The organism is Pannonibacter indicus, assembly GCF_001418225.1.
GTDB classification, from domain to species: domain Bacteria; phylum Pseudomonadota; class Alphaproteobacteria; order Rhizobiales; family Stappiaceae; genus Pannonibacter; species Pannonibacter indicus.
This window is the reverse complement of the sequence record NZ_LIPT01000014.1, coordinates 58,464-84,219: the sequence shown is the minus strand read 5'-3', so window position 1 is coordinate 84,219 and position 25,756 is coordinate 58,464. Positions and strand designations below refer to the sequence as shown.

Below are 25,756 nucleotides of genomic sequence, written 5' to 3'. Positions count from 1 at the left end.
CGAGGGGCTCAGAAGTTTCCCCGCGCAGCCTCCGTCAGGATCAGCTTGTCCAGCGTCAGATCCGCCACCGCCTTGCGAAGCCGTTCGTTCTCCTTCTGGAGATCCTTCAACTGCCGAAGCTGGTCACGGCTCATGCCGCCATATTGCTTACGCCACCGGTAGAACGTCAGCTCGGAAACGCCGATCTGGCGAACGGCATCCGCCATCGCCATGCCTTGGCCGCGCAAAACCTCAACCTGCCGAAGCTTCGTGACGATCTCGTCGGGCTTGTGTCGCTTGTTTGCCATTGTGGTCCTCCTTCAGGGTCAAAACCATACTTCAAGGTGGACCCGTTCAATGGGGGTGGATCATTGGCATTCTGCGAATTACTGCCGCATTTCGTTTCTAGAAGGAGCGGCAGGAAGACCAGGTTAAGGGTTTGGTATTCCTGTTTTGCGAGGTGTTCAGAAAACGTGAGGTAAACGGTGCCGCATTGCAGCATTTTTTATGGACGAGAGGCCTAAGTATCTCATATTATTGTCGCATCGCCTTGTGTTATATGCGACCTCCAAGGCCTTCCTGCAGCGCTGGTGACCCACTTTCCTCGGGCAAATAACGTGATCAATAGACGCAAGTTTCTTGTGACAAGTTCGCTGTGTCTCGGCTCTCTCGCCGGTGCCTTGAGCCTCGCGCCGCGCACGGCTTTTGCGCAGGCCGCCGGTGGTGCCCCGGCGCCCGCGTTCTCTTTTGAGGCGCTTGTCGAGCAGATGCGGCGGAAGGCGGGTGAGTCCTTCGATGGCACTGTGGCCGAGCTGCCGGAACGCTTCGCCGCGCTCGACTATGACCAGTACCGCGCCATCCGCTTCCGGCCGGACAAGGCAGTCTGGCGCGATGCCGGTGTCAGCTACGAGATGCAGGCCTTTCCTCCCGGCGGGCTCTACACCAAGCCGGTCCAGATTTATGAGGTGGATGGGCCGAACTTGCGCGAGCTGCATTTCACCGGCGCAGACTTTGAATACCGGGAGCCGCTCAATGCGGCGGACTTCGAAGGGCAGGACCTGCCCGGCGTGGCTGGTTTCCGGCTGCATTATCCGCTGAACCGGCCCGAGTACAAGGACGAGCTGATTGCCTTCCTGGGCTCCAGCTATTTCCGGGCGCTTGGCAAGGGGTCGATCTATGGCCTGTCCGCCCGCGGCCTTGCCATCGATACGGCGGCCGGCAAGCCGGAAGAGTTTCCGCGCTTCACGCGTTTCTTCATCGAGCGGCCGCAGCCGGGGCAGAACAGCCTCAGGATCTGGGCCGAACTGGAGAGCGAGCGCGTTACGGGCGCCTATGCTTTCGTGGTGACGCCGGGGATCAACACGGAAGTCGAAGTCGATGCCCGTATTTTCCTGCGCGGAGATGTCGACCGGCTTGGCATTGCGCCGCTGACGTCCATGTATCTTTTCGGTGAGAATGACCGGCTGGGCTTTGACGATTTCCGCCCCGAAGTTCATGACAGCGACGGGCTGCTGATCCTGCATGATTCCGGCGAACGGCAGTGGCGGCCGCTGGTGAACCCGCGCAATCTGGGCTTGTCCTTCTTTTCAGCGGAAAAGATCAAGGGCTTTGGACTGATCCAGCGGGACCGCAATTTCGAAAACTATCAGGACACGGAAGCCAAGTACGAGCGCCGTCCGTCCCTGTGGGTCGAGCCGCTGGATGATTGGGGCAAGGGCCATGTGATGCTGGCGGAAATTCCTTCGCAGAAGGAGATCCACGACAACATCGCAGCCTTCTGGATTCCCTCCGGACCGGCCAGGGCCGGTGCGGAGCTGCGGTTCCGCTACCGTATGTATTGGGGCCGGGAGCCGGAACCGGGCACGGAGCTTGCGCAGATCACCGATACCCGCACCGGTCACGGCGGCAGCGCGGCCTCGGATTATGATCCGGCCCTGCGCAAGTTTGTTGTCGAGTTCAGGGGCGGGCCGCTGATGCCGGTTGGCCGTGACGCCAATATTGAACCGAAACTCTGGGTGCAGAATGCCGAAGTGCGCAATCCGCTGCTTCAGCAACTGCAGCCGGGGCACTGGCGCTTCATCTTTGACCTTTACAGGCAAGACAACAGCAGCCCGTCTGAAATGAGCTTGTCTCTTGTCCTGGACGGTAAGACCGCGACAGAGACTTGGATGTACCAATGGAACAAAACGGTATGAGTGGAGTTGTCATGGGAGACCAGGAGGCTTCTATGTCGATTGAAACAGACTTTACTGCAGGCGCTGAACAGTCAGTGGTTGCAGCTGGTTTGGAGTTTGTCCGCGCCCACACGGGCCGTGCGGATTTGGAGGATGCTGTGCTCGTGCAATCGGTTGCCGAGACGCTGGCTCTGCTAGGTCTTGAGCGCGATGCGGAAGAGCTGCTGGCTCATCCGGAGAGCGATGCGGCAACTCTGCGTCTCGTGGCGTCCTGCATCGTTCTGCCGCAGCCGCAAGTGGCGCTTGCGATGCCCGAGCATAACCTGCAGGGACGGCTGGTGCCTGCGTGGCTGCGCTCTGCCGCGGGTGCACGCAGCCTGTTTGGGGCACGTCCTCCGGTGGGTGAGGGCTGACATCCATGATCGGGTCGGGGGAAAGCCGCCTCGCGGTGGCAATCCGGCGTATCGGAGCTTTCGTGCTGGCGGCGACCTTGACGGTTGCCGCCGCTTCCATGTTTGGCACGGTGGTTCAGTCGGACGGGTTTGACTGGGTTGACGTCCTGCGCATCGCGCTGATCGTCATCACCGCATTCTGGCTTGCCTGGGGTGCCTGTACGGCGCTGCTGGGTGTGCTTTTCACCCCGCCGCAGATGCCGGTGCTGCAGGGCCGCCCGGTGGGCCGCACGGCCATTCTGGTGCCGGTCTACAACGAGGACACAGGGCCGGTCTTCGCCCGTATTGCAGCCATGTACCGCTCCATCGAGGCAGCCGGCTACATTGACTTGTTCGATGTTCATGTCCTTTCGGACTCGACCAAGGCTGCAAGCGTTGCTGCCGAGAACGAGGCCTACCGTTCGGCCCTGATCAGCCTGAAGGCAGGCGGGCATCTCTATTACCGCAACCGCAGCCCGAACGTGGGGCGCAAGGCTGGCAACATTGCCGATTTCATCCGCACGTCCGGCGGAGCCTATTCCTACATGCTGGTGCTGGATGCAGACAGCCTTATGCGCGGAGAAACCATCATCGAGATGGTACGCCGCATGGAGGCAGAGCCGAAGCTGGGCCTGCTTCAGGCGCTGCCGCAGGTGATTGGGCTCAGCACCCTGTTTGGCCGCATGCTGCAGTTCTCTGCCGCTTTCTATTCCCCGGTCTTCACCCGGGGTGTGGCGGCACTGCAGGGCTCCGAAGGCCCGTTCTGGGGCCATAACGCGCTCATCCGCGTGCGGGCCTTTGCCGAAAGCTGCGGCATGGCCGCGCTCACCGGCAAGCCGCCGTTCGGCGGGTATATTCTCAGCCACGATACGGTGGAAGCGGCCATGCTGGCCCGTGACGGCTGGACCGTGCGCGTCGACCCGGATCTGGAAGGCTCCTATGAGGAGGCTCCGGCCAATATCGTGGCCTATGCGAAGCGTGACCGGCGCTGGTGCCAGGGCAACCTGCAGCATGCCCGGCTGCTGATCGCGCCGCGCTTCCGCCTGTGGAGCCGGATCTCGATCCTGCAGGGCATCTTCGCCTATCTGTCCTCGCCGATCTGGCTGATCTTCATCATCGCCAGCCTTGCCGCGCCGCTGTTCGCGCCGCCGCCAGTCTATTTCGATGCGTCCTCGCCCTTCCCGGTGTTCCCGCATCCGGAGACGACCACGGCGCTGGCCCTGCTGTTCGGCGTGGTGGCGCTTCTGATCCTGCCCAAGGCCATCCTGCTGGTGCGGGCGCTGGTGCGCGGAGATTCCCGCAACTTCGGCGGCGCCTTCTGCGTGACGCTGACGGCGTTTCTGGAGCTTGTCTTCACCTCGATGCTGGCGCCGGTGCATATGATGTTCCAGAGCCGGTCGGTGCTGCAGATCCTGCTCGGCGCTGATTCCGGCTGGCCTGCAGCCGACCGTGCCGATGGCTCCATGTCCTTCTGGGACAGCATCAAGGCCACCTGGTGGATGGCTATCGGCGGGGCTGCCGCCTTGGTATTTGCCCATAATTACACACCGGACCTGCTGATGTGGCTGATGCCGATTGCCCTTCCGCTGGTGCTGGCGCCAATCCTCGTGTTTCTCACCTCATCCGTGCTGATGGGGCAGGCCTTCCGCCGTCTCCGCCTGTTCGTCACGCCTTTCGAGATGACCCCGGAGCCGGTGATCGCCGATCTGGAACGCACGCTGGAAGCTGGCGCCAACGCGCCCAAGACACCGCTTGCGGCCAAGGCCGTGCAGGCGGTCTGAGTCAGGCAGCCGTCTCTTGACGATTACGGCGCGGGGGGCAGCTCCCGCGCCTTTTTTGCTTTCCAGGATATGAGCGGTCACCCCGCCTGTGTGAAAACGCCGCGCAGGCCCTGCAAAGGCTCGCCAGCGGAAAAATCGCGGGCTAGAGTGCGCGCATGATTGATGTTTCAGCCATGTGGGCGGATCTTTTCGAATTCGCCGGACTTCTCAACCCGATCGCGCTCGTGATCGGCGCCGTCATGGGATATTTCGCGGCCCAGCGGCGGCAGATCATCATCGCGGCCTTTGCCGCAGCAGTGTTTTCGCTGATGGCTGACGCGCTGCTGCGCTCCATTGGGCTGCCTCAGTTTGCAGCGCAGGCAGGTCCGCTCGCCGCCTTTCCCTTCCGGTTTGCCGGCGGCGGTATTCTGGCTCTGGCCGTGCACCTGATCGTCCGGCGCCAGGCGCAGAAGGCTTGATGCCCGCACTCTGAGCGGCGGTTTGGATCAGCCGTAGCGGGCCCATTCCTTGAAGAGATTGGCATTCGGGCAGATCGCAGGGGCATGGGCGGCACCTTCAGGATGTGCGTCCAGCCACTCGCGGCATTCCTTGGTGTGGCCGCAGCTGAGGCAGCGTGTGGCTGCCACGCGCAGGTCATTTGCGCCGCTGAAACCCGTGTTTGGCTTTTTGACGGCACCGATGGCGCTCATCATGCGGCCCATCAGTTCGGCACGTTCGTTCAGTCTGTCCATCCAGCTCATGAAACTTCCTCCTGCCGGGCAGCCCCGGGTTGGGCTCATATTTCTCCGGCAAACAGCTTTGCGCCTTGACCCCGATCAAGCCAGGCCGAACAATGTGAAGGTCAGTGAGCGCAAATTCGGGGAAGGGCGCATGCGGTGACGCAGGTTTCAACCGGCCAGGTAACGGCTCCCCAGACAGCGGCTCCAGCGTTTGAAGCGCTGCCTGCCGGTGCGCAGTTGCGCGGGCAGGTGGCGAGCGGCGCGCCTGAGGGCATGATGCGGCTTGTCGCCGGCTCTGCCAGGCTCGACGTGAAGGCGGATCTGCCGCTGCCCGCCGGAACGCCGGTGCTGATCGAGGTGGAACAGCCGGCCCCTGCCATGCGGCTGAAGGTCAGCGCCGATGAAGCAGCGCTGCAGGGGCGCGGCCAGCCGCAGGCGAATGCGGGGCAGAGCAGTGGGGCAGGGACAGTTGCCAGCCCGGCCATAGCTCTTGCTCCCGGTCAGGCAACGTCCGATGCAAGCCTTCAGGCCCAGCAGCTCAAATCCGCCGCCGCGCTGGCTCAGGCTGCAGGCGGCACCACGCCCGCGCAAGCCACCCTCCAGACCGGAACGGCTCAGGCCCGGCCTGTGCTGGCCAATGTCGATCTGTCCACCTTTGTCCTGTTGAAGGCCGATACGAAGGCTCCGGCGGCTACGTCGGGACCGGTCCCGGCGGCCTCTGCATCCGGCTCTCCCGCTTCCCGTTCTCCGGTATCCAGTGCTGCAGCAACCGGTTCGGCAGCGGCTCCCGGCGCGCCTGCGGGCGGGCAGTCTGCTGCTCCGGCAGGAGGACGGGGTGCCGTCCAGCCTTTACCGCAGGCAGGCGCGCAGCCGCCAGCCGCTCCTGATGCGGCAGGGCGTGGTCAGCAAGCCGCTCCGGTGCCCGTTGCCAATGCGTCGCCTTTGGGGGCTGCTCCGTCTGCTCCGGCCTCGGGGCAGGCCGCCGGTGCAGCAGCAGGGGCTCCCGCACAGGTGCCAGCGGCAGGAACAATGCCCGCTCCTTCCGGTTCTGCCGGACAGGGCCAGATAGCAGGCCAGACATTGGGTCAGACTGTGGGCCAGCCGGTTGGGCCCGGAACCAATCAGGTGGCCAATCCGGGGGCAAATCTGCTGCCAGGCCAGCCCCAAGGTCTGGCCGCAGCTCAAGCCGCAGGCCCGCAATCGTCCGGTCAACCGCCAGCTCCATCCTGGCCGTCCGCGCCACCATCTGCCGCTGCGGGTTTCGCCGCCGCAGGTGCTGAGGGAGTTGGTGCGGCAAAGCCCGCAGTCCCGTCCGCCGCCGGACTGCCGGCCGGAGCGGCCGTGCCTTCCGGAGCTGCTCCCGGTCGGGCCGCCACAGGTTCCGCTTCCGGCATAGGCTCTGGACCTCCAATGGTGCCGGGTCTTGGCCAGTCAGCCGGGGCAAATGCCGGTACCGCTGCCTCAAATGCAGCCGCCACCGGTGCACCAGCGCAGACCGCAGGCCCTGCTGCTTCCTCCGCCGCTGCTGGCTCCGCTTCCGCCATCAACAGGCAAATGTCAGCGCCTGCGTCTTCTGCAGACGCCTCTGCCGCCACGCCGTCTCGTACCTCCCTGTCCGGTGCGCAGACGGAGGCGGAGCTTCAGGCGCTGGCGCGCGGCCCCGGCCCCTTGACGGCGGCAGGTGAAGCCGCGCGGGCGCTGGATCCGCAGGCGCTGAAGGCGGCGCTTGCCGAACCGGCACAGGCGCGCACGGTGTTGTCCGCGCTCATGGCCAGTGCCGCCAAGCTGGACACGGCTGCGCTTCCGCCGGCCGGACAGAAGCTTGTCGAGGCCTTGAAGGGCTTGCAGGCGGATGCGGACAGCCTGTCCGATCCGGCAAGACTGAAGGCTGCGGTGGAGGCAGTTCTCGGGCTGGCGGCATCCGCCACCGGCGCCATGGCGGCAGGTCTGCAACGCAAGGGCGATGTGCCGCAAAAGACCGGCGGCCTGACCATGCTCTTGGTGCGGCTCGCAGGCCTTGCCGATGAGGCGCTGGCCGCCCAGCCGCAGCTGCCCTCCGGCCGCAAGGGGGCGGCACAGGCGGGCCGCGCGGGCATGCCCCCCAGTCTTGACCCGGAAACGGCTACGGCGCTGGCGCAAAAGACCGGCTCCGAGGTCGGCGAGCGGGTGCGGCTGCAATCCGTTTCACGCATGGCGGCGGAATATCTGATCCGGGACATGACACGGGCTGCAGGCAAGGGCACAGCCCAGGAAGCCCAGGCCGGGCAGGCTCGCACCGTTTCGGGCGCGGCGGCAGGGGGCGCCCCGGCCGGAACGTCCTCAGGTGCACCGGCGGCGCGGCCTGTGGATGTGTCGCTGGATCTGCCGGTGCTGATCGACGGCCAATCGCGGGTCCTCAGCCTCAGGATCTCGCGTGATCCGCAAAATCCTGACGTGCCATCCGATCCCAAGGGGCCGGAATGGCGCGTGCGCTTCAGCCTTGATCTGCCCGAAGGCGGGCTGGTGGAGGCTGCGGCGGGGCTGCGCGGCACCAGCAGTTATGTCACGCTGCGCGCTGCCGAGGACGCGACGCTGGCCGGTTTCCTGAGCCGCCGGGGGACTTTGGCGGCGCTTTTTGCCGATGAGGGGCTGGACCTTGAGGATCTGCGCATCCTGAAGGCAAAACCTGAAACGCCAGCGGCCATTGCGCCTCTGCCGCTGGACCGCAGCTCATGAAGAAGCCCGAAGCGCAGGATGTTGCTCCAGAGGGAGCCGCGGCAAAAGCACCGGAAAAAACTTTGGCAAGACCGTCCCGCAAGCTTGCTGTCGCTCTGCATTACGACAACCGCAGTGCGCCGCGTGTGACGGCCAAGGGCATGGGGCCGGTGGCCGAGCGGATTGTCGAGATTGCCCGGGAGGCCGGGGTCCCGGTCGAGGCCAACTCACCGCTGGCCGAAGCCCTGTCGCATCTGGAACTGGACGAGGAAATCCCCGAGGCGCTCTATCAGGCGGTGGCGGTGCTGATCGGCTTCATCCTGCGCAAGGGCAAGGCCCCCAATCCGCCGGGGTGAGGGCAGGCGGGTTTCATCTGCAATTTCCGGCGGCCGGGCGGGCTCTCCCTCTTGCAGGCAGGGCAAATCCCGTCTAGGCAACAGGAGCGTGCGCCGGCGCAGCCAGACCTCCGGAAACGGGCGGGAAAGGCCTGTGCGGCAGACGCGCAACCCGCCGGAATTTGAACAGGATTAGAGATCAGATGACGATTGTCGAGGCACGCAAGCCCGATCCGAAAAAATTCATCAAGGGAGCCACCGGTGACTGGGAAGTCGTGATCGGCATGGAAGTCCATGCGCAAGTGACCTCCAAGGCCAAGCTCTTCTCGGGCGCCTCGACGGAATTCGGCAATGATCCCAATGCGAATGTCAGTCTCGTTGACGCGGCCATGCCCGGCATGCTGCCCGTGATCAACGAGGAATGCGTGGCACAGGCGATCCGCACGGGCCTTGGTTTGAAGGCGCAGATCAACCTGAAGTCCGTATTCGACCGGAAGAACTATTTCTACCCGGATCTGCCGCAGGGCTACCAGATTTCCCAGTTCAAGCAGCCGATCGTCGGCGAGGGCGTCATCATCCTCGACATGCCGGATGAGCGCGTGGAAGTGGGTGTTGAGCGTCTGCATCTGGAACAGGATGCGGGCAAGTCGCTGCATGACCAGCATCCGACCATGTCCTTTGTCGACCTGAACCGCTCCGGCGTGGCGCTGATGGAAATCGTCTCCAAGCCGGATCTGCGCTCGGCGGACGAGGCCAAGGCCTATCTGACGAAGCTGCGCACCATCCTGCGGTATCTGGGCACCTGCGACGGCAACATGGATCAGGGCTCCATGCGCGCCGACGTGAACGTCTCCGTGCGCCGTCCGGGTGAAGGCTTCGGCACGCGCTGCGAGATCAAAAACGTCAACTCCATCCGCTTTGTCGGTCAGGCCATCGAGTATGAGGCCCGCCGCCAGATCGCCATTCTGGAAGACGGCGGCTCCATCGATCAGGAGACCCGTCTCTATGATGCGGTGAAGGGCGAGACCCGCTCCATGCGCTCCAAGGAAGAGGCGCATGACTACCGCTATTTCCCGGACCCGGACCTTTTGCCTCTGGAGTTCACGCAGGCCTATGTCGATGAACTGGCACAGCACCTGCCGGAACTGCCGGACGACAAGAAGGCCCGCTTCGTTGCGGACTATGGCCTGACGCCCTATGACGCCGACGTTCTGGTGGCCGAGAAGGTGTCGGCTGACTTCTTCGAATCCGTTGCCAAGGGCCGCGATGCGAAGATGGCGGCGAACTGGGTTATCAACGAGCTGTTCGGCCGCCTTAACAAGGAGGGCCTGACCATCGAGACCAGCCCGGTAAATGCCGGCCAGCTCGGGGGGATCATCGACCTGATCAAGGAGGGCACGATTTCGGGCAAGATCGCCAAGGACCTGTTCGAAATCATCTGGACCGAGGGCGGCGAGCCTGCAGCTATCGTGGAAGCGCGCGGCATGAAGCAGGTGACCGATCTTGGTGCCATCGAGGCGGTTGTCGACCAGATCATCGCCGCCAACCCGGACAAGGTGGTCCAGGCCAAGGAGAAGCCGACGCTGCTCGGCTGGTTCGTCGGCCAGGTGATGAAGGAATCCAAGGGCAAGGCCAATCCGCAAGCGGTGAACGACCTGCTCAAGGCCAAGATCGGTATCGAGTAATCGCGCCATGTGATGACGCCTGTTTCTTAAGTTCTGCGCCCCGGACCATGGTTCGGGGCGTTTGCATGTGGAGTGGAGTTTATGGACGGGTTCCGGATTGAAAAGGCACGCTCTGAGCATCTGGCGGATATTCTCGCCATCATCAATGCCGGTGCTGTCGGCGCAAGAGAGAACTATGAAAGCGGCGATCCGGAAGACTATCGCGCTGCCTTTGACGCCATTCTTGCAGCCCCCGAAACGGACATCTACGTCGTGCTGGGCGGGACAAGCGGCGAGGAGGTTCTGGCCACCTATCAGCTGACCTTCGAGAAAGGCCTTGCCTTTCGCGGCCGCGGCCGGGCAAGCCTTGAAAGCGTCCACACGCGGGCGGATATGCGAGGGCTAGGCATTGGCAAGGCGATGGTGGAACATGCCGAGGCTCTGGCGCGGGCGAGGGGCGTTGCCCTGATCCAGCTCACCTCCAACCGCATCCGCCTCGATGCCCACCGCTTCTATCTGCGCGAAGGCTATGAGCAGACCCACCTTGGCTTCAAGAAGATGCTTTGAGGCTCATGGCAGTGGGAGGCATCTATGTCCACTTTTGCAGCCGCAACAGCTCTCCCGGACGCATGACTTGCCGGGCTGGCGCGGCTGGCCTAGCTTGGCAGGTGAGAGCGGGTATTTGCCCGCGTCGATGCACCGGCTGGATACCATGACTGGAGCCCCTTGATGCCTGTGACCCAGACCGCGCCCATTGAGCTGCATTATTGGCCAACGCCGAACGGCTGGAAGATCTCGATCCTTCTGGAGGAACTCGGCGTTCCCTATGACGTGAAATACGTCAATATCGGCAAGGGCGAGCAGTTCCGTCCCGAGTTTCTGGCCATTGCCCCGAACAACCGCATGCCTGCGATTGTCGATCCCGAAGGTCCGGGCGGAGCGCCAATCTCCATCTTCGAATCCGGTGCCATCCTGCAGTATCTCGGCCGCAAGTTCGGCGCGTTCTATCCGGCGGACGAGCGCAAGCGTGCCGATGTTGATCAGTGGCTGATGTGGCAGATGGGGGGCTTTGGCCCGATGCTCGGCCAGAACCATCATTTCCGCATCTATGCGCCCGAGAAGATTCCTTATGCCATGGACCGCTATCTCAACGAGACGCACCGGCTCTATGGGGTTCTCAACAAGCAGCTGCAAGGCCATGACTACGTGGCGGCAGATGAATATACCATCGCCGACATGGCCATCATCGGCTGGGCGCAGGGGTGGAAGAACCAGGGCATGGATCTTGAAGAGTTCCCCCATGTGAAGGCCTGGAAAGTCCGGCTGGAAGAGCGCCCAGCCGTGCAGCGCGGTCTTGCCGTTGGCCGTGAGGAACGCGAGCGGCAGGCTTCGCTGGCCGATGACAAGGACGCGCAGAAGGTTCTGTTCGGCCAGCGCGCACGCTGAACCAGTGGCCCTCGTCTGATTGCTGGTGGCAGGTTGATCATTGATCAACTTGCCGTTGTTTCTCTATCCGTACATCTGTCATGTTGATGAGTAATTTTGACAATGCCCAGTATCAACTAATTGTTTGGATTTAAACTGTTCATTCCTTTTTTCAGCCCTTCTTTATCTTTTTCAGGCGATCTGGTGTTTGGCCTTGGAATCCCTTTGATGAGGGAGACGCACGGTGAACATCGGAAGCAAGAGATTGAACCTGAGAAAAATGGACTTTTCTGCGACGGGCCGGTTGCGTGTCTGGACCCTCACTTTGATCGTTACGGCGGCTATCACCGCCATGGCGGTTGTTGCAGACGGCTACAACATTCCGGATCTAAAGCCTGAGCACCGGATGTGGTCGCTGACGATTGCAATTTGCTTGCCATTGCTGACCGCCGGGCCCTTCTGCCTCTGGGTCTTCGGCCGTCTGCGGCAGGCAGCCTTGCGGGAGAAGCAACTGGAAGAGCTGGCAACGACGGACAGCCTGACTTTGGTTCTCAATCGTGGTGCCTTCACCATGCTTGTGTCTGCCTATCTGGAAGATGCCCGCAAACAGGAGAAGGCGGCAGATGGTGCCCTGTTGATCGTGGATGCCGATCATTTCAAGAAGATCAACGATACATTCGGTCACCAGACTGGAGATTCGGTGCTCAAGGCGATTGCCCGTGCCATCAGTCTGCCTCTGCGCAAGGCTGATCTGGTCGGGCGTGTCGGCGGGGAAGAGTTCTGCGTTTTCATGCCCGGCATCGGCGCGGAAGATGCGCGCAGCATTGCCGAAGCGATCAGGGCCAATGTCCGGCTTGCCACGGCCTCGGAGCTGTCCGGAGATCAGGGGCCTTCAGTCTCTGTCAGCGTGGGGGGAGTTACCTTCCGGGAGCCGGTGCCCTATGAGCGTCTTTATGAAATAGCCGACCTGCAGCTTTACAAGGCCAAGCATGGGGGACGTGACCGGGTCGAGTTTCTTCAGTTCAGTATGGCTGCCTGATCTGCCTGCGGGCGGCGGGCATTTTGCCGCCGCCGCCTTGTTCAACTTACTTGACCCGAGACCAGGTCTCGCCCTTGCAGATGAGCCCGCCCATGACGCAGCCTTCCAGCTTCATCTTGTCGGCGCCCTCCATCTGGATGAAACCGGTGTAGGTCTTGCCGTCCTCGGCGTTGTAGACCTCGCCCTTCCACTGCCCATCCTTGCCGGTCGGCTTCATGCCGAGCACGATCTGGGTGCCGAGCAACGGCTTGCTCTGCCTGGCCGGGTCCGGGTTCTTGGTGTCGTTGCGCGGCTCTTTCAGCCAGACGATGGTGCCGCAGAGATTGCCGCCGCAAGGGGCGATCTTGATGCGGGACGAGCCGCTGGGGCGCGTCCATTCCCCTGTTGCATCTGCCGCCTGGGCAGAAGATGCCGGCAGCAGCAGCATCATGGATGCCGCCAGCAGCAGGGTTCCGCCGAACGCGGCGGTCATCCAGCGGGCTGAAGTGTTGCGGACAAGTGAAAAGGTCATGCGTGTCTCCTCCCGAGTGCACCAGCCCGCCTCCTCAAGCGGGTGAGGTGCCGTTTACGCAAACGGAAGGATATGGCGTTTCTAGGCGTCTGAAAAGCCATGCCCCTAGGGAAGGGGCGATCTAAATTTTCAAGGTTTGAAAATGCATGGGTACCGCATGAGCTGTATCTTCTGGCCCGGCACACCTGCCTGTCAGGACCTGGCGTCTGCAGCCGCAACAGCCGCGTGATAGTGGCGGCGGATCTCTTCCAGATCGACAGTTACCTTTGGTGTCTTCAGATCCATCGACAGCAGCGTTTCCTCGATGATCCGTGCGACGGCAAAGTTGCGCACCCATTTGCGGTCGGCCGGGATCACATACCAGGGCGCTTCCTTGGTGGAGGTGCGCTCCAGCGCCTCTTCATAGGCCTTGGTATAGGCGCCCCAGTGCTTGCGCTCGGTATAATCGGCCTCGCTGATCTTCCACTGCCGCATGGGGTCGGTCAGCCGCACGGCAAAGCGCTCCAGCTGCTCTTCCGGGCTGATGTGCAGGAAGAACTTGAGAATGCGCGTGCCACTGGCCGTCAGAAGCTGCTCGAAGGCGTTGATCTGGTCATAGCGGGCACGCCAGACCTTTTCCTCCACCATCTCATGCACCCGCACCACCAGCACGTCCTCATAATGGGAGCGGTTGAAGATTCCGACTTCGCCCTTGCCCGGCGCCGCCTTGTGCACGCGCCAGAGGAAGTCATGCGCCAGCTCCTGCGCCGTTGGCTGCTTGAAGGAGGTTACCTTCACCCCTTGCGGGTTGAGGCCGGACATGACCTTGCGGATGGTGCCGTCCTTGCCGGCTGCATCCAGCCCCTGCAGCACCACAAGCAGAGAGGAACGGGCGTCCGCATAGAGCAGGAACTGAAGCCGCGCGAGCGACTGTGTCACTTCCGCCATACGTGCCTCTGCTGCGTCCTTGCTGTGTCCGTTGGGTTTGTCTGCCGTGGGCAGGGCGGACAGATCCACCTTCTGGCCCGGCTTTACCCTTAAGGATTCAAGCCAATCGCGTTCGTCCTGACTGCCGGCCATGCTGGTCTCCCTTGGTTGCTCTGCTGGCTGACAATGACCGCCACTGGCGGCAAAGGCAACAAGGCGGCAGCTGCCTCAGGGTTTTAGCCATTCCACCAGCAGGAGCGACATGCCCGGCACCGCACAGACCACGGCAAGACCGATGAGGCTGGTGAGGAGGAAGGGCAGCACGCCCAGTGCCACCCGCTCCAGCGGCAGTTTCGTAATGTTGGCGGCCACATAGAGGTTGATGCCGACAGGCGGTGTGAAGAGGCCGATGGCGAGGTTGACCATCACCACGACGCCGAACCACACCGGATCCCAGCCCAGGTGTTGGGCGGCCGGCAGGAAGATCGGCAGGCAGATGAACATGATCGTCACCGCATCCATGAACATGCCAGCAATCAGCAGAATTGCCATGATGACCAGCAGGATCACCCACTGATTGTCCGACAGGCCGAGAAGGGCTGCGGAATATTTGCCGATGACATCATCCACGGTGACGACCCAGCCGAAGAGGCTGGCATAGGTGACGACGAGCATCACCACGGCCGAGGAGGCGGCCGCATCGGCCAGGGACTGGTAGAGCCCGCGCAAGGTGAGCGTCCGGTAGATGAGACCGCCCACGAGCAGGGCATAGACGGTGGCGACGAGCGCGGCTTCCGTTGGCGTGAAGGCGCCGGAATAGATGCCGCCGAGGATGACAACCGGCGTCAGCAGTCCCCAGAAGCTGGAGACGAAGGAGCGGCGCAGGCGTTGGCCATAGGGCAGGCCTGCATCCGGATCGGCCGGCAGCAGGCGCTTCAGTGTTTCGGCTCCCCTGGCCGAATCACCGCTGCGCGCCAAGGGCAGGACGGCGAGCATCAACAGGCCGAGAAACAGGCCGGGAATGATGGCGGCGATGAAGAGGCTCGAAATCGAGGCTTCGGCGATGACGCCATAGATGACAAGGCCGATGGAGGGTGGGATGACGATGGAAAGCGCAGCGCCGGTGCACACGAGCCCGGCTGCAAAGGCCTTCGGATAGCCGTCCTCCTCCATGCCCTTGATGATCAGCGGGCCGATGGCGGCAACGGAGGCAGGCCCCGAGCCGCTGACCGCGCCCCAGAACAGGCAGACGGTGGTGCCGACAATGCCCATGCCGCCGGGCAGGCCGCCGATGAGCACGCGGAAGAAGCGGATCATCCGTTCGGCAATGCCAAGGCTGCCCATCAGGGTGCCGGCGAGAATGAAGAAGGGGATCGCCAGCAGCGAATATTTGGCGATGCCGGTGGCAATGAGATCGCCCGCCATTTCCAGCCCGAAGCCGATGGACCACATGGCATAGAAGGCGGAGAGGCCCAGCGCGAAGGCGACGGGCAGGCGCAGGGCCAGCAGCAGGAAGAAGATCACGATCATCTGCGTGCCCGCGCCCATGTCTGACCAGAGTTCAAGCATGGGCTTTTCCTTCCGCACGAAGTGTGCGCCAGCAGTCCAGGCTGTACTGGAGGTGGCGCAGCAGAATGAGGGCAAAGCCTATCGGCAGGGCGAAACTGTAATACCAGGCCGGGATCTGCAGCGCGTAGGACCGCACGCCGCTCTTCATCTGGCTCTGGACGAGATCGTATGTGTATTTTGCAGAGAGAGCCAGCAGTACGGCGGACATGACCGTGGCGAAGATCAGCATCGCCTTGCGCATCGGCTGCGGCACCAGTTCGTAGATCAGGGTGACGGCCAGATGCTCGCCCTTGCGTGCCGCAACGGCTGCGCCGAACACCGTCAGCAGCAGGAAGCCGTTCGTCAGGATCTCTTCCGTCGAGGCGAGGGAATAGCTGGTGGCGTAGCGCACCACCACATTGACGAAGCCAAGCAATGTCATGCCGGCAAAGATGACGGCGCAGATGAATTTTTCTGCCTCACGCAGCAGGAAGGACATGCGGACAGGCTCCACGGCTGGCAGACCGGATCTCCGGGCTGGCCCGGCGGATCAGGGATCAGACACAAGGCGAGGGGAGCGGCGCGCCTGCCAAAAGGGCAGACGCACCGCACGGACTGCCTACTGCTTGGCTGCGATGGTGTCCGTGAAGGTCTTCACCAGCTCGGGGCCGACTTTTTCCGACCACTTGTCGAAGGCCGGCTTCGTGGCATCACGGAAGGACTGGAGTTCCTCGGCCGTGGGCTCGTAGATTTCCATGCCCTTTTCCTTCAGCAGCTCGATGCCGCTGGCGGTCGCCTGACGGGTGATGTCCTTCTGATAGGCCATGGCTTCGCTGGCGGCCTGCTGGACCTTGGCCTTGGTGGCATCATCGAAGCTCTCCCAGCGCTTGCGGCTGATACCAAGGAAGACCGGGTCATAGGAATAGTGCCAGGTGGTGAGGTACTTCTGCACCTCATAGACGCGCTGGGGAATGATCACGGCGCCGATCGGGTTTTCCTGTCCGTCCACGACGCCCTGCTGCAGCGCGGTAAAGGTCTCGGTCCACTGCATCTGCTGCGGGTTGGCGCCTAGGGCGTTCATGACGTCGATATACATCGGGCCTGCAACGCGCATCTTCAGGCCCTTCATGTCTTCGGGAGACTTGATGGGCCGCACGTTGTTGGTGACTTCGCGGAAGCCATTTTCGCCCCAGGCCAGCACGATGATATCGTGGGTGGCCATGATTTCCTTCATCTTCTCGCCCGGTGCGCCGTCCGTGGTCGCATCGACGGCTTCATAGCCCGAATAGAGATAGGGGAGCGAGAAGACCGCCATTTCCGGCACCAGCGGCGTCACGTTGATGGCCGAGGTGACGACGAAATCGAGGAAGCCGCGGCTGACCATCTCCGCCTGTTTCATCTGGTCGCCGCCCGAAAGGGACGCATTCGGGAACACCTTGACGTCATAGGCGCCACCGGTCGCGGCACTGAGCAGCTCGTTGAACCTTTCCGCGCCCTTATGCCAGGTGGTGGCATCGCCCGTATTGTGTGACAGGCGCAGGGTTTCTGCCGAGGCAGTGCCCATGAGCGCCGCAAGGGCAACGGTGGCCGTCAGCGCGAGCCGGTTCAGCTTCTCGAACTTCATTGTCTCTCCTCCACTTTTTGCCGCCCGGCAGTGTTCGTTCCGTAAGCGTGCCGTCATGCTACCTGCAGCTTTATCCGGTCCTTCTGGCGTTGCTGTTTCCCTCCCGCGCCGCCAAAGGGTCCATGATGTGGACCATCTGCAAGTCCAATCCGTTCCATGACAATAGCCTCTTGCGGCTCTTGAGCAAGAAGAAATAAGCTGGCTTTTGTGATGATGCAGAAAGGCCGGATTTAAGGTCCGTAATATGAACCACTTGATGGCAACCTCCAGATGCTGAATGGCTCCCAGAGCGTCGATCGCGCCCTGTCGCTTCTGTCGAGGGTGGGGCGGCATGCGGCAGCGGGTGCTCCGCTGTCCGTGCTTGTCGAGGAAAGCGGCCTCAACAAGCCGACGGTGCGCCGCCTGTTGCTGGCGCTGATCCGTGCCGGTCTTGTCGAGCAGGACCCGGTCACGCGCCGCTACTATCCGGGTGCGGAGGCCTATGTGCTGGGCATCATGGCGGCGCGGCGGTTCAGTCTGGTGGAAATCTGCCTGGAGAGCCTGCGGCGCCTGTCCCGCCGCTCGGAGGACACGAGTTTCGTGTCGCTGCGGCGCGGGCTTTTTTCCGTGTGCCTGCACCGGGAGGAGGGCGCCTATCCGGTGCGCACCCATGCGCTGCTGGCGGGGCAGGAGCATCCCCTTGGCGTGGGGGCCGGGTCGCTGGCCATGCTCGCCGCGCTGCCGGATGAGGAGGTGGCGCAGGTGCTGGCCGAGAATGCCCAGATCCTTGCCGAGCGCTATCCGGCCTTGCCGCCGGAGCGGATTCTTGAGCGGGTGGAGGAGACGCGCAAGCACGGCTTTTCGCTCAATCCGGGTCTGATCTTTGCCAATTCCTGGGGTATCGGCGCTGCCCTGCGCCACCCGGACGGGCAGGTAATCGGCGCATTAAGCATTGCGGCCATCGACAGCCGCATGCAGGAGCCGCGCCAGCAGGAACTGGCCGGATATCTGCATGAGGAAGTGTTGCGGGTGGAGGAAAAACTCGCTGCCATGTTCGCCTGCCGGGAGCAGAAGGCCGCAGCGAGGGCCATAAGCGCCTGAACTTTTCGCCCGCCTTGAGGAGAGGCGGGCACGCAATTCGTTGTTTGGGAGGACAAGCGCAAGTGACCGGAACAAGCCAGATGCAGGATCTTTCGGCCGGGGTGGCGCCCGCCACCACGCGGGTGATGAACCTCAGCCAGTTCCTCACCCAGGCCGCCCGCCGCCATCCCGGTGCCATCGGCTTTGTCTGGGGAGAGCAGCACTGGACGTGGGCGGAGATGGAGGCCCGCGCAGAGGCCATGGCCCATGCGCTGGTGCATGAATTCGGCGTTCGCAAGGGCGACCGGGTACTGATCCAGTCGGCCAACTGCAACCAGATGTTCGAATCCATGTTCGCCTGCTTCCGGGCCGGTGCCGTCTGGGTTCCGGCCAATTTCCGCCAGTCACCGGAGGAGGTGGCCTATCTGGCAGCGGCCAGCGGCGCCAAGGGCATGATCTGCGGCGCGCAGTTTCCCGCCCACGCCGCCGCCTGCCGGGCGGAAGCAGCTTCACTCAGCTTTGTCATCTCCATCGGCGCAGCGGAGTTTGCCGAGGATTATGATGCCATCACCGCGCGCAACATGGGCCGCAAACAGGCGCCCGTGCCGGTGTTCCGCGATGATCCTTGCTGGTTCTTCTTCACCTCCGGCACCACCGGACGGCCGAAGGCGGCGATCCTCACCCATGGCCAGATGGCTTTCGTCATCACCAATCACCTGTGCGACCTGATGCCGGGGACGGGGCCGGAGGATGCCTCCATCGTCGTTGCGCCGCTGTCGCATGGGGCAGGCGTGCATCAGCTGACGCAAGTGGCCCATGGCGCCAAGACGATCCTGCCTGCTTCCGAAAAGCTCGACGTGCCGGGCATCTGGGCGCTGGTGGAGCGTTGGAAGGTGACCAATGCCTTCACAGTGCCGACCATCCTGAAGATGCTGGCGGAAGACCCTTCGGCGGACCAGTACGACCATTCCAGCCTGCGCTATGTCATCTATGCCGGGGCGCCCATGTACCGGGCGGACCAGAAACGGGCACTGGAAAAGCTCGGCAAGGTGATCGTGCAATATTTCGGCCTCGGCGAGGTGACCGGCAACATCACCGTTCTGCCGCCCGCCCTGCATGTGCTGGAGGATGGCCCTGACGCGCGCATCGGCACCTGCGGTTTCGAGCGCACCGGCATGCAGGTGGAAATCCAGGACGAGAACGGCGAGCCGGTGGCGCCGGGCGCGACGGGAGAGATCTGCGTCATCGGGCCGGCTGTTTTCGCAGGCTATTTCAACAACCCGGAAGCCAATGCCAAGGCCTTCCGCAATGGCTGGTTCCGCACCGGTGACCTTGGCCACATGGATGAGCAAGGCTTTGTCTACATTACCGGCCGTTCCTCGGACATGTATATTTCCGGCGGCTCCAACATCTATCCGCGCGAGATCGAGGAGAAGATCCTCCTGCATCCGGACATCACCGAGACGGCCGTGCTGGGCATTCCCGATCCGGTGTGGGGCGAGGCGGGCGTTGCGGTCTGCGTGGCGCGGCCGGGTGCCGACCCTTCGGCCATTGATCTGCGTGGCTGGCTGGACGGCAAGGTCGCCCGCTACAAGCTGCCGAAAATCACCGTTTTCTGGGAGGCTATGCCCAAGTCGGCCTATGGCAAGATCACCAAGAAGATGATCCGGGAGGAACTTCAGCGCCGGGGTGAAATCCCCGCGCTGGATGCCGGAGCCTGAGCGGGACGGACAAGGGAGGAACTGGGATGAGCGATCAAGGCAAGGCCAAGGCTGTAGCCATCACCGGCGGTGCGTCCGGCATCGGTCTGGCAACCGCACACAAGCTGCTGAGCCTCGGCTACGAGCCCTGGCTTCTGGACCTGAAGCCCGAGGCGCTGGCTGCCGCCTGCGCGGAACTGGAGATTCCGGCAGAGCGCGGTATGGTCTGTAACGTTGCGGATGAAACTTCGGTCGAAGCGGCCATGCGCCGGATCGCAGCCGCCACCAGCCTTGCCGGTGTGGTCAATTCCGCCGGCATCGGCTTTGACCGTCCGGCCGTGGAGACCAGCGTCGAGGACTTCCGCAAGGTGGTTGATATCAATCTCACCGGCAGTTTCATCGTCTGCCGCACTGCGGCGCGGCTCTGGCTGGAGCGCAAGGAAACGGGCGCCATCGTCAACATCACTTCCATCTCCGGCATCTGCGGCAACAAGGGCCGCTCGGCCTATGGCGCGTCCAAGGGCGGGCTGAACCTGATGACGCTGGTGATGGCCAATGAACTCGGCCCCTGCGGCGTGCGGGTGAACGCGGTGGCTCCCGGGCCGATCGATACGCCGCTGGCCCGGGCCGTGCATACGCCGGATGTGCGCGAACAATGGCACAGGCGCGTGCCGCTGCACCGCTATGGCCAGCCGGAGGAAGTGGCCAGCGCGGTTGCCTTCCTCCTCTCGGACGAGGCATCCTATGTGAATGGCCAGGTGCTGGCGGTGGATGGCGGCTTCGTCATGGCGGGGCTGTCCGCATGAGAACAGGTGTGGCGAAACCCATGCGCCAGATCGTTCATCCGGGGCCAGTGGCACGGGAACGCCTTGCAGCCGTGCCCTGCCGGGTGCGGCCGCTGAGGCTGACGCTGGAACCTGCTGCCGGAGAGACGGTCCTTGCGGCACTCGCGCGCGCCTTTGCAGATGCCGGCTATGCGGCGGGCTATGCCTGCCTGGAAGACGTTGCCATGGCGCGGATGAATTACGTGATCCCCGCTGCAAGCCCTGATGACAGCCACGCCGCCTGGTACAGCGCGACGCATGAAGGCGGGCCGGGCAGCCGGATCTCCCGGGCCGGGCTGCATCTGGGGCAGAGGGATGGGGCGCCTTTTTTCCATTGCCACGGCATCTGGACCCCGGCAGGCAGGCCTGAGGCCATGGGGCATCTTCTGCCCTTCGAGGCGGGGCTGGCGGGGCCTGTGGAGGTGGATGTGCTGGCCATTTCCGGCGCGCATCTGGTGACGCGGCATGATGCCGAGACCAACTTTCCGCTGTTCGCGCCGGAGGCTGCGCCGCCTGCGCCCGGCGAAGCCGCGCGGGAAAGAGCGGGCAGCGCCCGTGGCCTGCTGCTGACCATCCGGCCCAATGTGGATGTCTGCACCATGATCTCAGAGGCCTGCGAGGCGGCGGGCTTTGCCGCCGTATCGGTGCATGGTATCGGCTCGCTGGTGGGGGCAGATTATGAAGACGGAACCTCCGTCTCGTCCTACGCTACGGAAGTGCTGGTGCGCTCCGGTTTTTGGCGGCGCGGTGAAGGCACATGCCTCGGCATTGCCCTTGTGGGGCTGGACGGGGCCATCAGCACAGGCATCCTGCGGCAGGGCTGCAATCCGGTCTGCGTGACCTTCGAGCTGCTGCTGACCGAAGTGGCGTGACCAATCCGCAATGAGCTTGACCCATGCCGGATTGGTCAAGCCCGTGCGGCGCATGAGCAATTCCAAGGCGTGATGCGTTAGCATTTCAGCGCCTTGGCAGAGACAGTTCCGGCAGGGGTCAGCGGCGGATGCCGTTGAGAATGCCGCCAATGGCGCCGCCCAGAAGCGCTGCTCCGGCTGCATCAATCAAGGGATCATGCCCGGGAGCGCCTCCCGGCGGCAGGTGCTCCGGCTCGGCCGCGTAGATGGGGGAGCCATCGGCCGTCGTCCCGCGCTGCACTTGTTGCGGCGGGCGCTGGAACTGGCGCTGCGGCCGCTGCTCCTGCGCCGTTGCGGCCAGAAACTCGGCCTGCGTCTGCTCCTTCAGCAGTTCATATTCCTCTGCGGACAGGCTGCCGGTTTGCTCATATTCGTTGTAACTTTGCCACGCTTTAATGGCAGCGCGCGAGCGGGCGCCAAAGACGCCGTCCGGCGTTCCCGAATCATAGCCGGCAAGATTCAGGCGCAGCTGGATTTCGCGGCGCTTGAACCGGGACCAGGACGCTTCGCCGTCCGTCGCGGCTGATGCGGAGGGGGCGCTGGCCGCGACGGCCTTCTGCGTTCTGGCGCCGTCCGTGGTTGCTGCTTCGCCGCCCGTATCTGCCGTCCCGTCTTCTGCTGCAACCTCATCGGAAGCCGGGGCAATGGCCGCTTCGATGCGCTTGATCTGGTTGCGGGCAAAATCGGCAAAGCTGCCTTTGGGATAGGCGGCCAGATAGACGTTGTAGTCCTCCACCGTTCCGCCAGCCGCGGCCGCATCCCACAGCGCCTTCTCCCGCTCCCAGGCAAGGGTGGCACTGGCGGGCACCGCACCGGAGGCCACGGCCGCAGCATCCTGCGAGACGGTCGTTTCCGTGGTGGCATTGGCCGGTGCGGCGGAGCGGTTGAGATAGACTTCGCCGATCAGCGAGGCATTGACCCAGGGACGCTGCTTCTGCCCGGTTTCCTTGAACACGTCCCCCGTCACACGGGTCATCACGGTCTGGATCGGCGTGTCCGGCGCATCGATGTGGCGCAGCAGGGCGCTGGTGAAGGGCGAATTGCTGCCGGTGCCGTCCAGCGCCACGTCTCCGGGGCTGGTGGCAAAGGCGATGACGGAGCCTTCGCCGCCCTGATCCTGCAGTTTCAGTTCCGCGAGACCGGCACCGACACCGGCCGAACGCGAGGGATTCATGGACCGGGCCAGCGTGCGTGCAAGCGGGTTGTCTCGGCAGGCATCGAGAAACACCATCCGCACCTTCACGTCATTGGACATCTGCCGCAGCACGAAGTCCACGGAGATGGTTTCAAAATCCAGCGCCGTTTCGTCGTCGAATTTCGCATCCACAGGGATGAGATAATTGGTGCCGCCCACCTGCATGCCGTGTCCGGCATAGAACAGCAGCGCCACATCGGCGCCGCGTGCTTCCTTTGCGAAGTCAGCAACGGTGCGCCGCATGGCCTGATAGTCGAGGTCATAGCCTGCCACCACCTCGAATCCGAGATCCTTGAGCTTGGCCGACATGGCACGCGCATCATTGGCCGGATTGGGAAGCGCGACGGTGTGGACATAGGCCCCGTTGCCCATGACCAGCGCCACGCGCTTGGCCAAAGCCGGGCTTATGCCGGCCAGAATCAGAAGAAGACAGGAGAGCGCGCGCGCAAGCATCTTCAGGACCTTTCGCAGGGAAGCGAAACCGGCAGTTCGTCAGGTTTTCTGAGGAAGTTTTGCCACGGCTGGCAGCAGGCCCGCAAGCGGCAAGCGCTTAACACCGGCTTTTTGGTGTGGCCGGTCCCGCCTGCAAGTGACAGGATTCAGCGCATGGCAAAGCCGCCGGTGCTGGAACTGCCGTAGCCAAAGGACAGCGAAGAGAGCAGGGAGATTAAAACGAAAAAAGACGCCGAAGCGCCTTTTATACCTTCACTCTCCGGAAAGAGAGTGGTACGCCCAAGGGGAATCGAACCCCTGTTTTCGCCGTGAAAGGGCGACGTCCTGACCGCTAGACGATGGGCGCTTGACTGTCTGGCCCGTGTGGGCCGCGTCGTGTGAGGAGGCTTATAGGCAGATTGGCCGGAGGCTGCAAGAGGGTATTTGCATGTTTTTCCACAGGTCCGGGCGAGGCGCTGCGGGAAGAGGGTGGCAGGCGCGGAAATCCGCGCCTTTTGCCGGGCAAAATATCCACAGCCTTGATTTCAGGCCATGATTTCCTGCCCGGCAGTGCCGATACCTGACCCGGATTGCCGTTAAAGAGGTTACCAGCTGCCGGTATTCGGCATGGAAGACCAGGGTTCTGCCGGTGCCTTGGCCGCACCCTTCTGCAGAAGTTCGATGGAAATGCCATCCGGGGAACGGACAAAGGCCATGCGGCCGTCGCGCGGCGGCCGGTTGATGGTGACGCCCTTGTCCATCAGGCTGGCGCAGAAGGCATAGATGTCGTCCACCTCATAGGCGAGGTGGCCGAAGTTGCGCCCGCCCGTGTAGGTTTCCGGATCCCAGTTATAGGTCAGCTCCAGCAGCGGGGCGGCATGGGCCTTGCCGCTTTCCACGTCGCCGGCGGCTGCGAGGAAGATCAGCGTGAAACGGCCGCCCTCGTTCTCGATGCGGCGGACCTCGGTCATGCCCATCTTGTTGCAATAGAAGTCGAGAGAGGCTTCGACATCGGTCACGCGGACCATGGTGTGCAGGTAGCGCATCTTGATTCCCTTATCTGATGTTCCGGAGCGCACTGGCGGTGCCGGCTTGTGGCTTTCGGCCTGGGGCTTGCCATGGGCTGCAGCCTTGCGCCACTCTCGGGGTCTGTTCGTTGAACGGAACCAGCGTGACGGCCAGACTGCAAAATGACAAGACACCGCAATGCCAAGACAGATTGATGACCTGACCGCTGCGCAGGCTGCGCTCCGGGAGGTGTTTTCCGGCGGCGGGCGGATTGTTGTCCTGACCGGCGCCGGTATTTCAACCGAGTCAGGCATTCCTGACTACCGGTCTCCGGAAGGCATATGGTCCAGGATGGCACCTGTTCAATATGCTGATTTTGTTAAGGACAAGGCACGGCGGCTGGAAGACTGGCGCCGGCGTTTCATCTTTCACGGCGATTTCACCCGCGCCCGCCCGAATGCCGCCCATCTTGCCCTGGCGCAGGAGGCAGAGGCCGGGCGGCTGCAGCTGGTGATCACGCAGAATATCGACGGATTGCATCAGCGCGCAGGGCTGCCAGAGGACAAGCTCGTGGAACTGCATGGCAATGGCACCTATGCCGCCTGTCTCTCCTGCGGCCAGCGGGCAGACCTGATGGCGCAGGAACAGCTTGCGAGTGCGGGCCGCAGCCCGCGCTGTGCTGTTTGCGGCGGCCTGCTCAAGGCGGCCGTGATCAGCTTCGGCCAGTCCATGCCGGAAGAGCCCTGGCAGCGGGCTGTTGCGGCATCCCGTGAGGCCGATGTCTTTGTTGTGGCTGGCTCATCGCTGCAGGTTCATCCCGCAGCGCGCCTGCCGGAGATTGCAGTTGAGGCCGGGGCAGAAATGATGATCGTCAATCAGCAGCCCGGGTCCCTGGATGATCTTGCCTCTCTTCTCATCCGCACACCGGCAGCCGCGACTTTTGATGCCCTGTTACCCGGTTAAAATTGACAGGCATGATGCAATTGCAGTGGGCAAAGACTGAGAGGTTGTGGTTTGTTAACAAAAGGCTCTGGCCGAGCCCCCTGTGAGTGTTATCCTTTTCTTAGGAATCAGTAAGCGGTGAGTCGGATGGTTCACCCGAAGCTGACGTGAGCGGCACAGAGATGGGGCTTGGACACATGGGGGCTAAGACGGTTCAGGATCCCCGGCTGATCGAGGCGATGGCGGAAGATGCCAGCGTCGGCGTGATTGAGCTGGCCGGGACGATCAAGTGGTTCGATATTGCCAAGGGGTATGGCTTTATCGTGCCGGACAATGATGGCCTGCCGGACATCCTGCTGCATGTGACGTGCCTGCGCCGGGACGGTTTCCAGACCGCCTATGAAGGTGCCCGCGTCGTCTGCGAGGTTCTCGACAAGCCGCGCGGCCTTCAGGCCCTGCGCGTTCTGTCGATGGACGAATCCACCGCCGTGCATCCTTCCCAGCTGCCGCCCTCGCGCACGCATGTGCAAGTAGTGCCGGAAAGCGGTTTCGAGCGGGCAACCGTCAAGTGGTTCAACCGCGTCAAGGGTTTCGGCTTTCTGACGCAGGGCGAAACATCCGAAGACATCTTCATCCATATGGAGACTTTGCGCCGCTTCGGAATCACGGAACTGCGTCCGGGCCAGGAAGTGCAGGTCCGCTTCGGTCAGGGCCCGAAGGGCCGCATGGCTGCCGAAATCCGTCCGCTCGGCAGTGGCTCCCATATTCCATCCTCCCATTGAGGATTTCCTTTGCAGAGCGTCTCTCTGTTGCGATTCAAAGGAAATATCCGTCCGTTAATCCGGCGGGAACACC

The 25,756-nt window shown here is 63.1% G+C and carries 24 protein-coding genes, 1 tRNA gene and 1 pseudogene; 16 read left to right on the top strand and 10 right to left on the bottom strand.

The genetic code is table 11. The features are described from left to right. Window positions 1–17 precede the first annotated feature (17 nt). Window positions 18–287, bottom strand: a pseudogene (locus ASC48_RS16430) (transposase); the annotation flags it as partial. Between the two features lie 309 nt (window positions 288–596). Here ASC48_RS16430 and ASC48_RS16425 point away from each other — a divergent pair. The 4 genes from ASC48_RS16425 (at window position 597) to ASC48_RS16410 (ending at window position 4,823) form a co-directional block, all read left to right on the top strand. After that, a complete protein-coding gene (locus ASC48_RS16425) occupies window positions 597–2,174 on the top strand; it encodes an OpgD/OpgG family glucan biosynthesis protein (protein WP_072242679.1) in 1,578 nt (525 codons plus the stop codon). A 32-nt stretch (window positions 2,175–2,206) separates the two neighbouring features. Beyond that, window positions 2,207–2,566 carry a hypothetical protein gene (locus ASC48_RS16420; protein WP_141658996.1) on the top strand — a complete coding sequence of 120 codons (360 nt, stop codon included), beginning with the start codon at window positions 2,207–2,209 and terminating at the stop codon, window positions 2,564–2,566. Between the two features lie 5 nt (window positions 2,567–2,571). After that, window positions 2,572–4,365 (top strand): glucans biosynthesis glucosyltransferase MdoH, encoded by a 1,794-nt coding sequence (gene mdoH / locus ASC48_RS16415; RefSeq protein WP_055456796.1) that lies wholly within the window; start codon window positions 2,572–2,574, stop codon window positions 4,363–4,365. A 155-nt stretch (window positions 4,366–4,520) separates the two neighbouring features. Further along, window positions 4,521–4,823 (top strand): hypothetical protein, encoded by a 303-nt coding sequence (locus ASC48_RS16410; RefSeq protein ID WP_055456795.1) that lies wholly within the window; start codon window positions 4,521–4,523, stop codon window positions 4,821–4,823. Window positions 4,824–4,850: 27 nt separating this feature from the next. Here ASC48_RS16410 and ASC48_RS16405 read toward each other — a convergent pair whose 3' ends face one another. Next, complete coding sequence (locus ASC48_RS16405; protein WP_208975778.1) at window positions 4,851–5,105, bottom strand: DUF6455 family protein; 255 nt, start codon at window positions 5,103–5,105, stop codon at window positions 4,851–4,853. A gap of 135 nt (window positions 5,106–5,240) precedes the next feature. Between ASC48_RS16405 and ASC48_RS19615 the strand changes: the two genes are divergently transcribed. From ASC48_RS19615 to ASC48_RS16365, 6 genes are all read left to right on the top strand, one after another. After that, on the top strand, window positions 5,241–7,799 hold the full coding sequence (locus ASC48_RS19615; RefSeq protein WP_141658995.1) for a flagellar hook-length control protein FliK: 2,559 nt from the start codon (window positions 5,241–5,243) through the stop codon (window positions 7,797–7,799). Beyond that, a complete protein-coding gene (locus ASC48_RS16385; RefSeq protein ID WP_082440168.1) occupies window positions 7,796–8,134 on the top strand; it encodes an EscU/YscU/HrcU family type III secretion system export apparatus switch protein in 339 nt (112 codons plus the stop codon). Before ASC48_RS19615 ends, ASC48_RS16385 begins: the two co-directional genes overlap by 4 nt. Window positions 8,135–8,316: 182 nt before the next feature. After that, on the top strand, window positions 8,317–9,798 hold the full coding sequence (gene gatB / locus ASC48_RS16380; protein ID WP_055456791.1) for an Asp-tRNA(Asn)/Glu-tRNA(Gln) amidotransferase subunit GatB: 1,482 nt from the start codon (window positions 8,317–8,319) through the stop codon (window positions 9,796–9,798). A gap of 81 nt (window positions 9,799–9,879) precedes the next feature. Beyond that, the gene (locus ASC48_RS16375) at window positions 9,880–10,344 is read left to right on the top strand and encodes a GNAT family N-acetyltransferase (protein ID WP_055456790.1); all 465 of its coding nucleotides are present in this window, start codon (window positions 9,880–9,882) and stop codon (window positions 10,342–10,344) included. A 162-nt stretch (window positions 10,345–10,506) separates the two neighbouring features. Then, window positions 10,507–11,223: a glutathione S-transferase N-terminal domain-containing protein gene (locus tag ASC48_RS16370; protein ID WP_055456789.1), complete on the top strand. Its 717-nt coding sequence runs from the start codon at window positions 10,507–10,509 to the stop codon at window positions 11,221–11,223. A gap of 244 nt (window positions 11,224–11,467) precedes the next feature. Beyond that, window positions 11,468–12,241: a GGDEF domain-containing protein gene (locus ASC48_RS16365; protein WP_244270086.1), complete on the top strand. Its 774-nt coding sequence runs from the start codon at window positions 11,468–11,470 to the stop codon at window positions 12,239–12,241. A 46-nt stretch (window positions 12,242–12,287) separates the two neighbouring features. On the opposite strand, the gene ASC48_RS16360 is transcribed toward ASC48_RS16365, so the two are convergent. The 5 genes from ASC48_RS16360 to ASC48_RS16340 form a co-directional block, all read right to left on the bottom strand. Continuing rightward, complete coding sequence (locus ASC48_RS16360) at window positions 12,288–12,752, bottom strand: DUF2147 domain-containing protein (RefSeq protein WP_244270085.1); 465 nt, start codon at window positions 12,750–12,752, stop codon at window positions 12,288–12,290. Between the two features lie 192 nt (window positions 12,753–12,944). Then, the gene (locus tag ASC48_RS16355) at window positions 12,945–13,811 is read right to left on the bottom strand and encodes a polyphosphate kinase 2 family protein (protein WP_055456787.1); all 867 of its coding nucleotides are present in this window, start codon (window positions 13,809–13,811) and stop codon (window positions 12,945–12,947) included. 75 nt (window positions 13,812–13,886) lie between these two features. Continuing rightward, window positions 13,887–15,227, bottom strand: a complete 1,341-nt coding sequence (locus tag ASC48_RS16350) for a TRAP transporter large permease (RefSeq protein ID WP_055456786.1) — start codon at window positions 15,225–15,227, stop codon at window positions 13,887–13,889. After that, window positions 15,220–15,705: a TRAP transporter small permease gene (locus tag ASC48_RS16345; RefSeq protein ID WP_055456785.1), complete on the bottom strand. Its 486-nt coding sequence runs from the start codon at window positions 15,703–15,705 to the stop codon at window positions 15,220–15,222. Before ASC48_RS16345 ends, ASC48_RS16350 begins: the two co-directional genes overlap by 8 nt. Window positions 15,706–15,825: 120 nt before the next feature. Next, window positions 15,826–16,830, bottom strand: coding sequence for a DctP family TRAP transporter solute-binding subunit (locus ASC48_RS16340; protein ID WP_055456784.1), 1,005 nt, complete (start codon window positions 16,828–16,830; stop codon window positions 15,826–15,828). Window positions 16,831–17,100: 270 nt separating this feature from the next. Here ASC48_RS16340 and ASC48_RS16335 point away from each other — a divergent pair, with 270 nt between their 5' ends. The 4 genes from ASC48_RS16335 (at window position 17,101) to ASC48_RS16320 (ending at window position 21,285) form a co-directional block, all read left to right on the top strand. Continuing rightward, on the top strand, window positions 17,101–17,910 hold the full coding sequence (locus ASC48_RS16335) for an IclR family transcriptional regulator (protein ID WP_055456783.1): 810 nt from the start codon (window positions 17,101–17,103) through the stop codon (window positions 17,908–17,910). Window positions 17,911–17,990: 80 nt separating this feature from the next. Continuing rightward, window positions 17,991–19,610 carry an acyl-CoA synthetase gene (locus tag ASC48_RS16330; RefSeq protein ID WP_208975781.1) on the top strand — a complete coding sequence of 540 codons (1,620 nt, stop codon included), beginning with the start codon at window positions 17,991–17,993 and terminating at the stop codon, window positions 19,608–19,610. Window positions 19,611–19,636: 26 nt separating this feature from the next. Beyond that, entirely contained in the window at window positions 19,637–20,395 is a 759-nt protein-coding gene (locus ASC48_RS16325) for an SDR family NAD(P)-dependent oxidoreductase (RefSeq protein ID WP_055456781.1), read from the top strand. Window positions 20,396–20,415: 20 nt separating this feature from the next. Then, window positions 20,416–21,285, top strand: a complete 870-nt coding sequence (locus ASC48_RS16320) for a PPC domain-containing DNA-binding protein (protein ID WP_055456780.1) — start codon at window positions 20,416–20,418, stop codon at window positions 21,283–21,285. A gap of 118 nt (window positions 21,286–21,403) precedes the next feature. Here ASC48_RS16320 and ASC48_RS16315 read toward each other — a convergent pair whose 3' ends face one another. From ASC48_RS16315 to ASC48_RS16305, 3 genes are all read right to left on the bottom strand, one after another. After that, window positions 21,404–22,972, bottom strand: a complete 1,569-nt coding sequence (locus tag ASC48_RS16315; protein WP_055456779.1) for a caspase family protein — start codon at window positions 22,970–22,972, stop codon at window positions 21,404–21,406. 271 nt (window positions 22,973–23,243) lie between these two features. Further along, window positions 23,244–23,318: transfer RNA gene (locus ASC48_RS16310), tRNA-Glu, on the bottom strand. A 238-nt stretch (window positions 23,319–23,556) separates the two neighbouring features. Then, entirely contained in the window at window positions 23,557–23,997 is a 441-nt protein-coding gene (locus tag ASC48_RS16305; protein ID WP_019966246.1) for a VOC family protein, read from the bottom strand. A 160-nt stretch (window positions 23,998–24,157) separates the two neighbouring features. Between ASC48_RS16305 and ASC48_RS16300 the strand changes: the two genes are divergently transcribed. Continuing rightward, on the top strand, window positions 24,158–24,922 hold the full coding sequence (locus tag ASC48_RS16300) for an SIR2 family NAD-dependent protein deacylase (RefSeq protein ID WP_055456778.1): 765 nt from the start codon (window positions 24,158–24,160) through the stop codon (window positions 24,920–24,922). Window positions 24,923–25,140: 218 nt separating this feature from the next. Further along, window positions 25,141–25,683 (top strand): cold-shock protein, encoded by a 543-nt coding sequence (locus ASC48_RS16295; RefSeq protein WP_208975780.1) that lies wholly within the window; start codon window positions 25,141–25,143, stop codon window positions 25,681–25,683. Window positions 25,684–25,756 lie beyond the last annotated feature (73 nt).

Coding starts and splice junctions, on each gene's coding strand:
- ASC48_RS16420 (WP_141658996.1), top strand. CDS start 2,207: ATGTCGATTGAAACAGACTTTACTGCAGGCGCTGAACAGTCAGTGGTT.
- mdoH (WP_055456796.1), top strand. CDS start 2,572: ATGATCGGGTCGGGGGAAAGCCGCCTCGCGGTGGCAATCCGGCGTATC.
- ASC48_RS16410 (WP_055456795.1), top strand. CDS start 4,521: ATGATTGATGTTTCAGCCATGTGGGCGGATCTTTTCGAATTCGCCGGA.
- ASC48_RS16405 (WP_208975778.1), bottom strand. CDS start 5,105: ATGAGCTGGATGGACAGACTGAACGAACGTGCCGAACTGATGGGCCGC.
- ASC48_RS16385 (WP_082440168.1), top strand. CDS start 7,796: ATGAAGAAGCCCGAAGCGCAGGATGTTGCTCCAGAGGGAGCCGCGGCA.
- gatB (WP_055456791.1), top strand. CDS start 8,317: ATGACGATTGTCGAGGCACGCAAGCCCGATCCGAAAAAATTCATCAAG.
- ASC48_RS16375 (WP_055456790.1), top strand. CDS start 9,880: ATGGACGGGTTCCGGATTGAAAAGGCACGCTCTGAGCATCTGGCGGAT.
- ASC48_RS16370 (WP_055456789.1), top strand. CDS start 10,507: ATGCCTGTGACCCAGACCGCGCCCATTGAGCTGCATTATTGGCCAACG.
- ASC48_RS16360 (WP_244270085.1), bottom strand. CDS start 12,752: ATGACCTTTTCACTTGTCCGCAACACTTCAGCCCGCTGGATGACCGCC.
- ASC48_RS16355 (WP_055456787.1), bottom strand. CDS start 13,811: ATGGCCGGCAGTCAGGACGAACGCGATTGGCTTGAATCCTTAAGGGTA.
- ASC48_RS16350 (WP_055456786.1), bottom strand. CDS start 15,227: ATGCTTGAACTCTGGTCAGACATGGGCGCGGGCACGCAGATGATCGTG.
- ASC48_RS16345 (WP_055456785.1), bottom strand. CDS start 15,705: ATGTCCTTCCTGCTGCGTGAGGCAGAAAAATTCATCTGCGCCGTCATC.
- ASC48_RS16340 (WP_055456784.1), bottom strand. CDS start 16,830: ATGAAGTTCGAGAAGCTGAACCGGCTCGCGCTGACGGCCACCGTTGCC.
- ASC48_RS16335 (WP_055456783.1), top strand. CDS start 17,101: ATGCTGAATGGCTCCCAGAGCGTCGATCGCGCCCTGTCGCTTCTGTCG.
- ASC48_RS16330 (WP_208975781.1), top strand. CDS start 17,991: ATGCAGGATCTTTCGGCCGGGGTGGCGCCCGCCACCACGCGGGTGATG.
- ASC48_RS16325 (WP_055456781.1), top strand. CDS start 19,637: ATGAGCGATCAAGGCAAGGCCAAGGCTGTAGCCATCACCGGCGGTGCG.
- ASC48_RS16320 (WP_055456780.1), top strand. CDS start 20,416: ATGCGCCAGATCGTTCATCCGGGGCCAGTGGCACGGGAACGCCTTGCA.
- ASC48_RS16315 (WP_055456779.1), bottom strand. CDS start 22,972: ATGCTTGCGCGCGCGCTCTCCTGTCTTCTTCTGATTCTGGCCGGCATA.
- ASC48_RS16305 (WP_019966246.1), bottom strand. CDS start 23,997: ATGCGCTACCTGCACACCATGGTCCGCGTGACCGATGTCGAAGCCTCT.
- ASC48_RS16300 (WP_055456778.1), top strand. CDS start 24,158: ATGCCAAGACAGATTGATGACCTGACCGCTGCGCAGGCTGCGCTCCGG.
- ASC48_RS16295 (WP_208975780.1), top strand. CDS start 25,141: ATGGCGGAAGATGCCAGCGTCGGCGTGATTGAGCTGGCCGGGACGATC.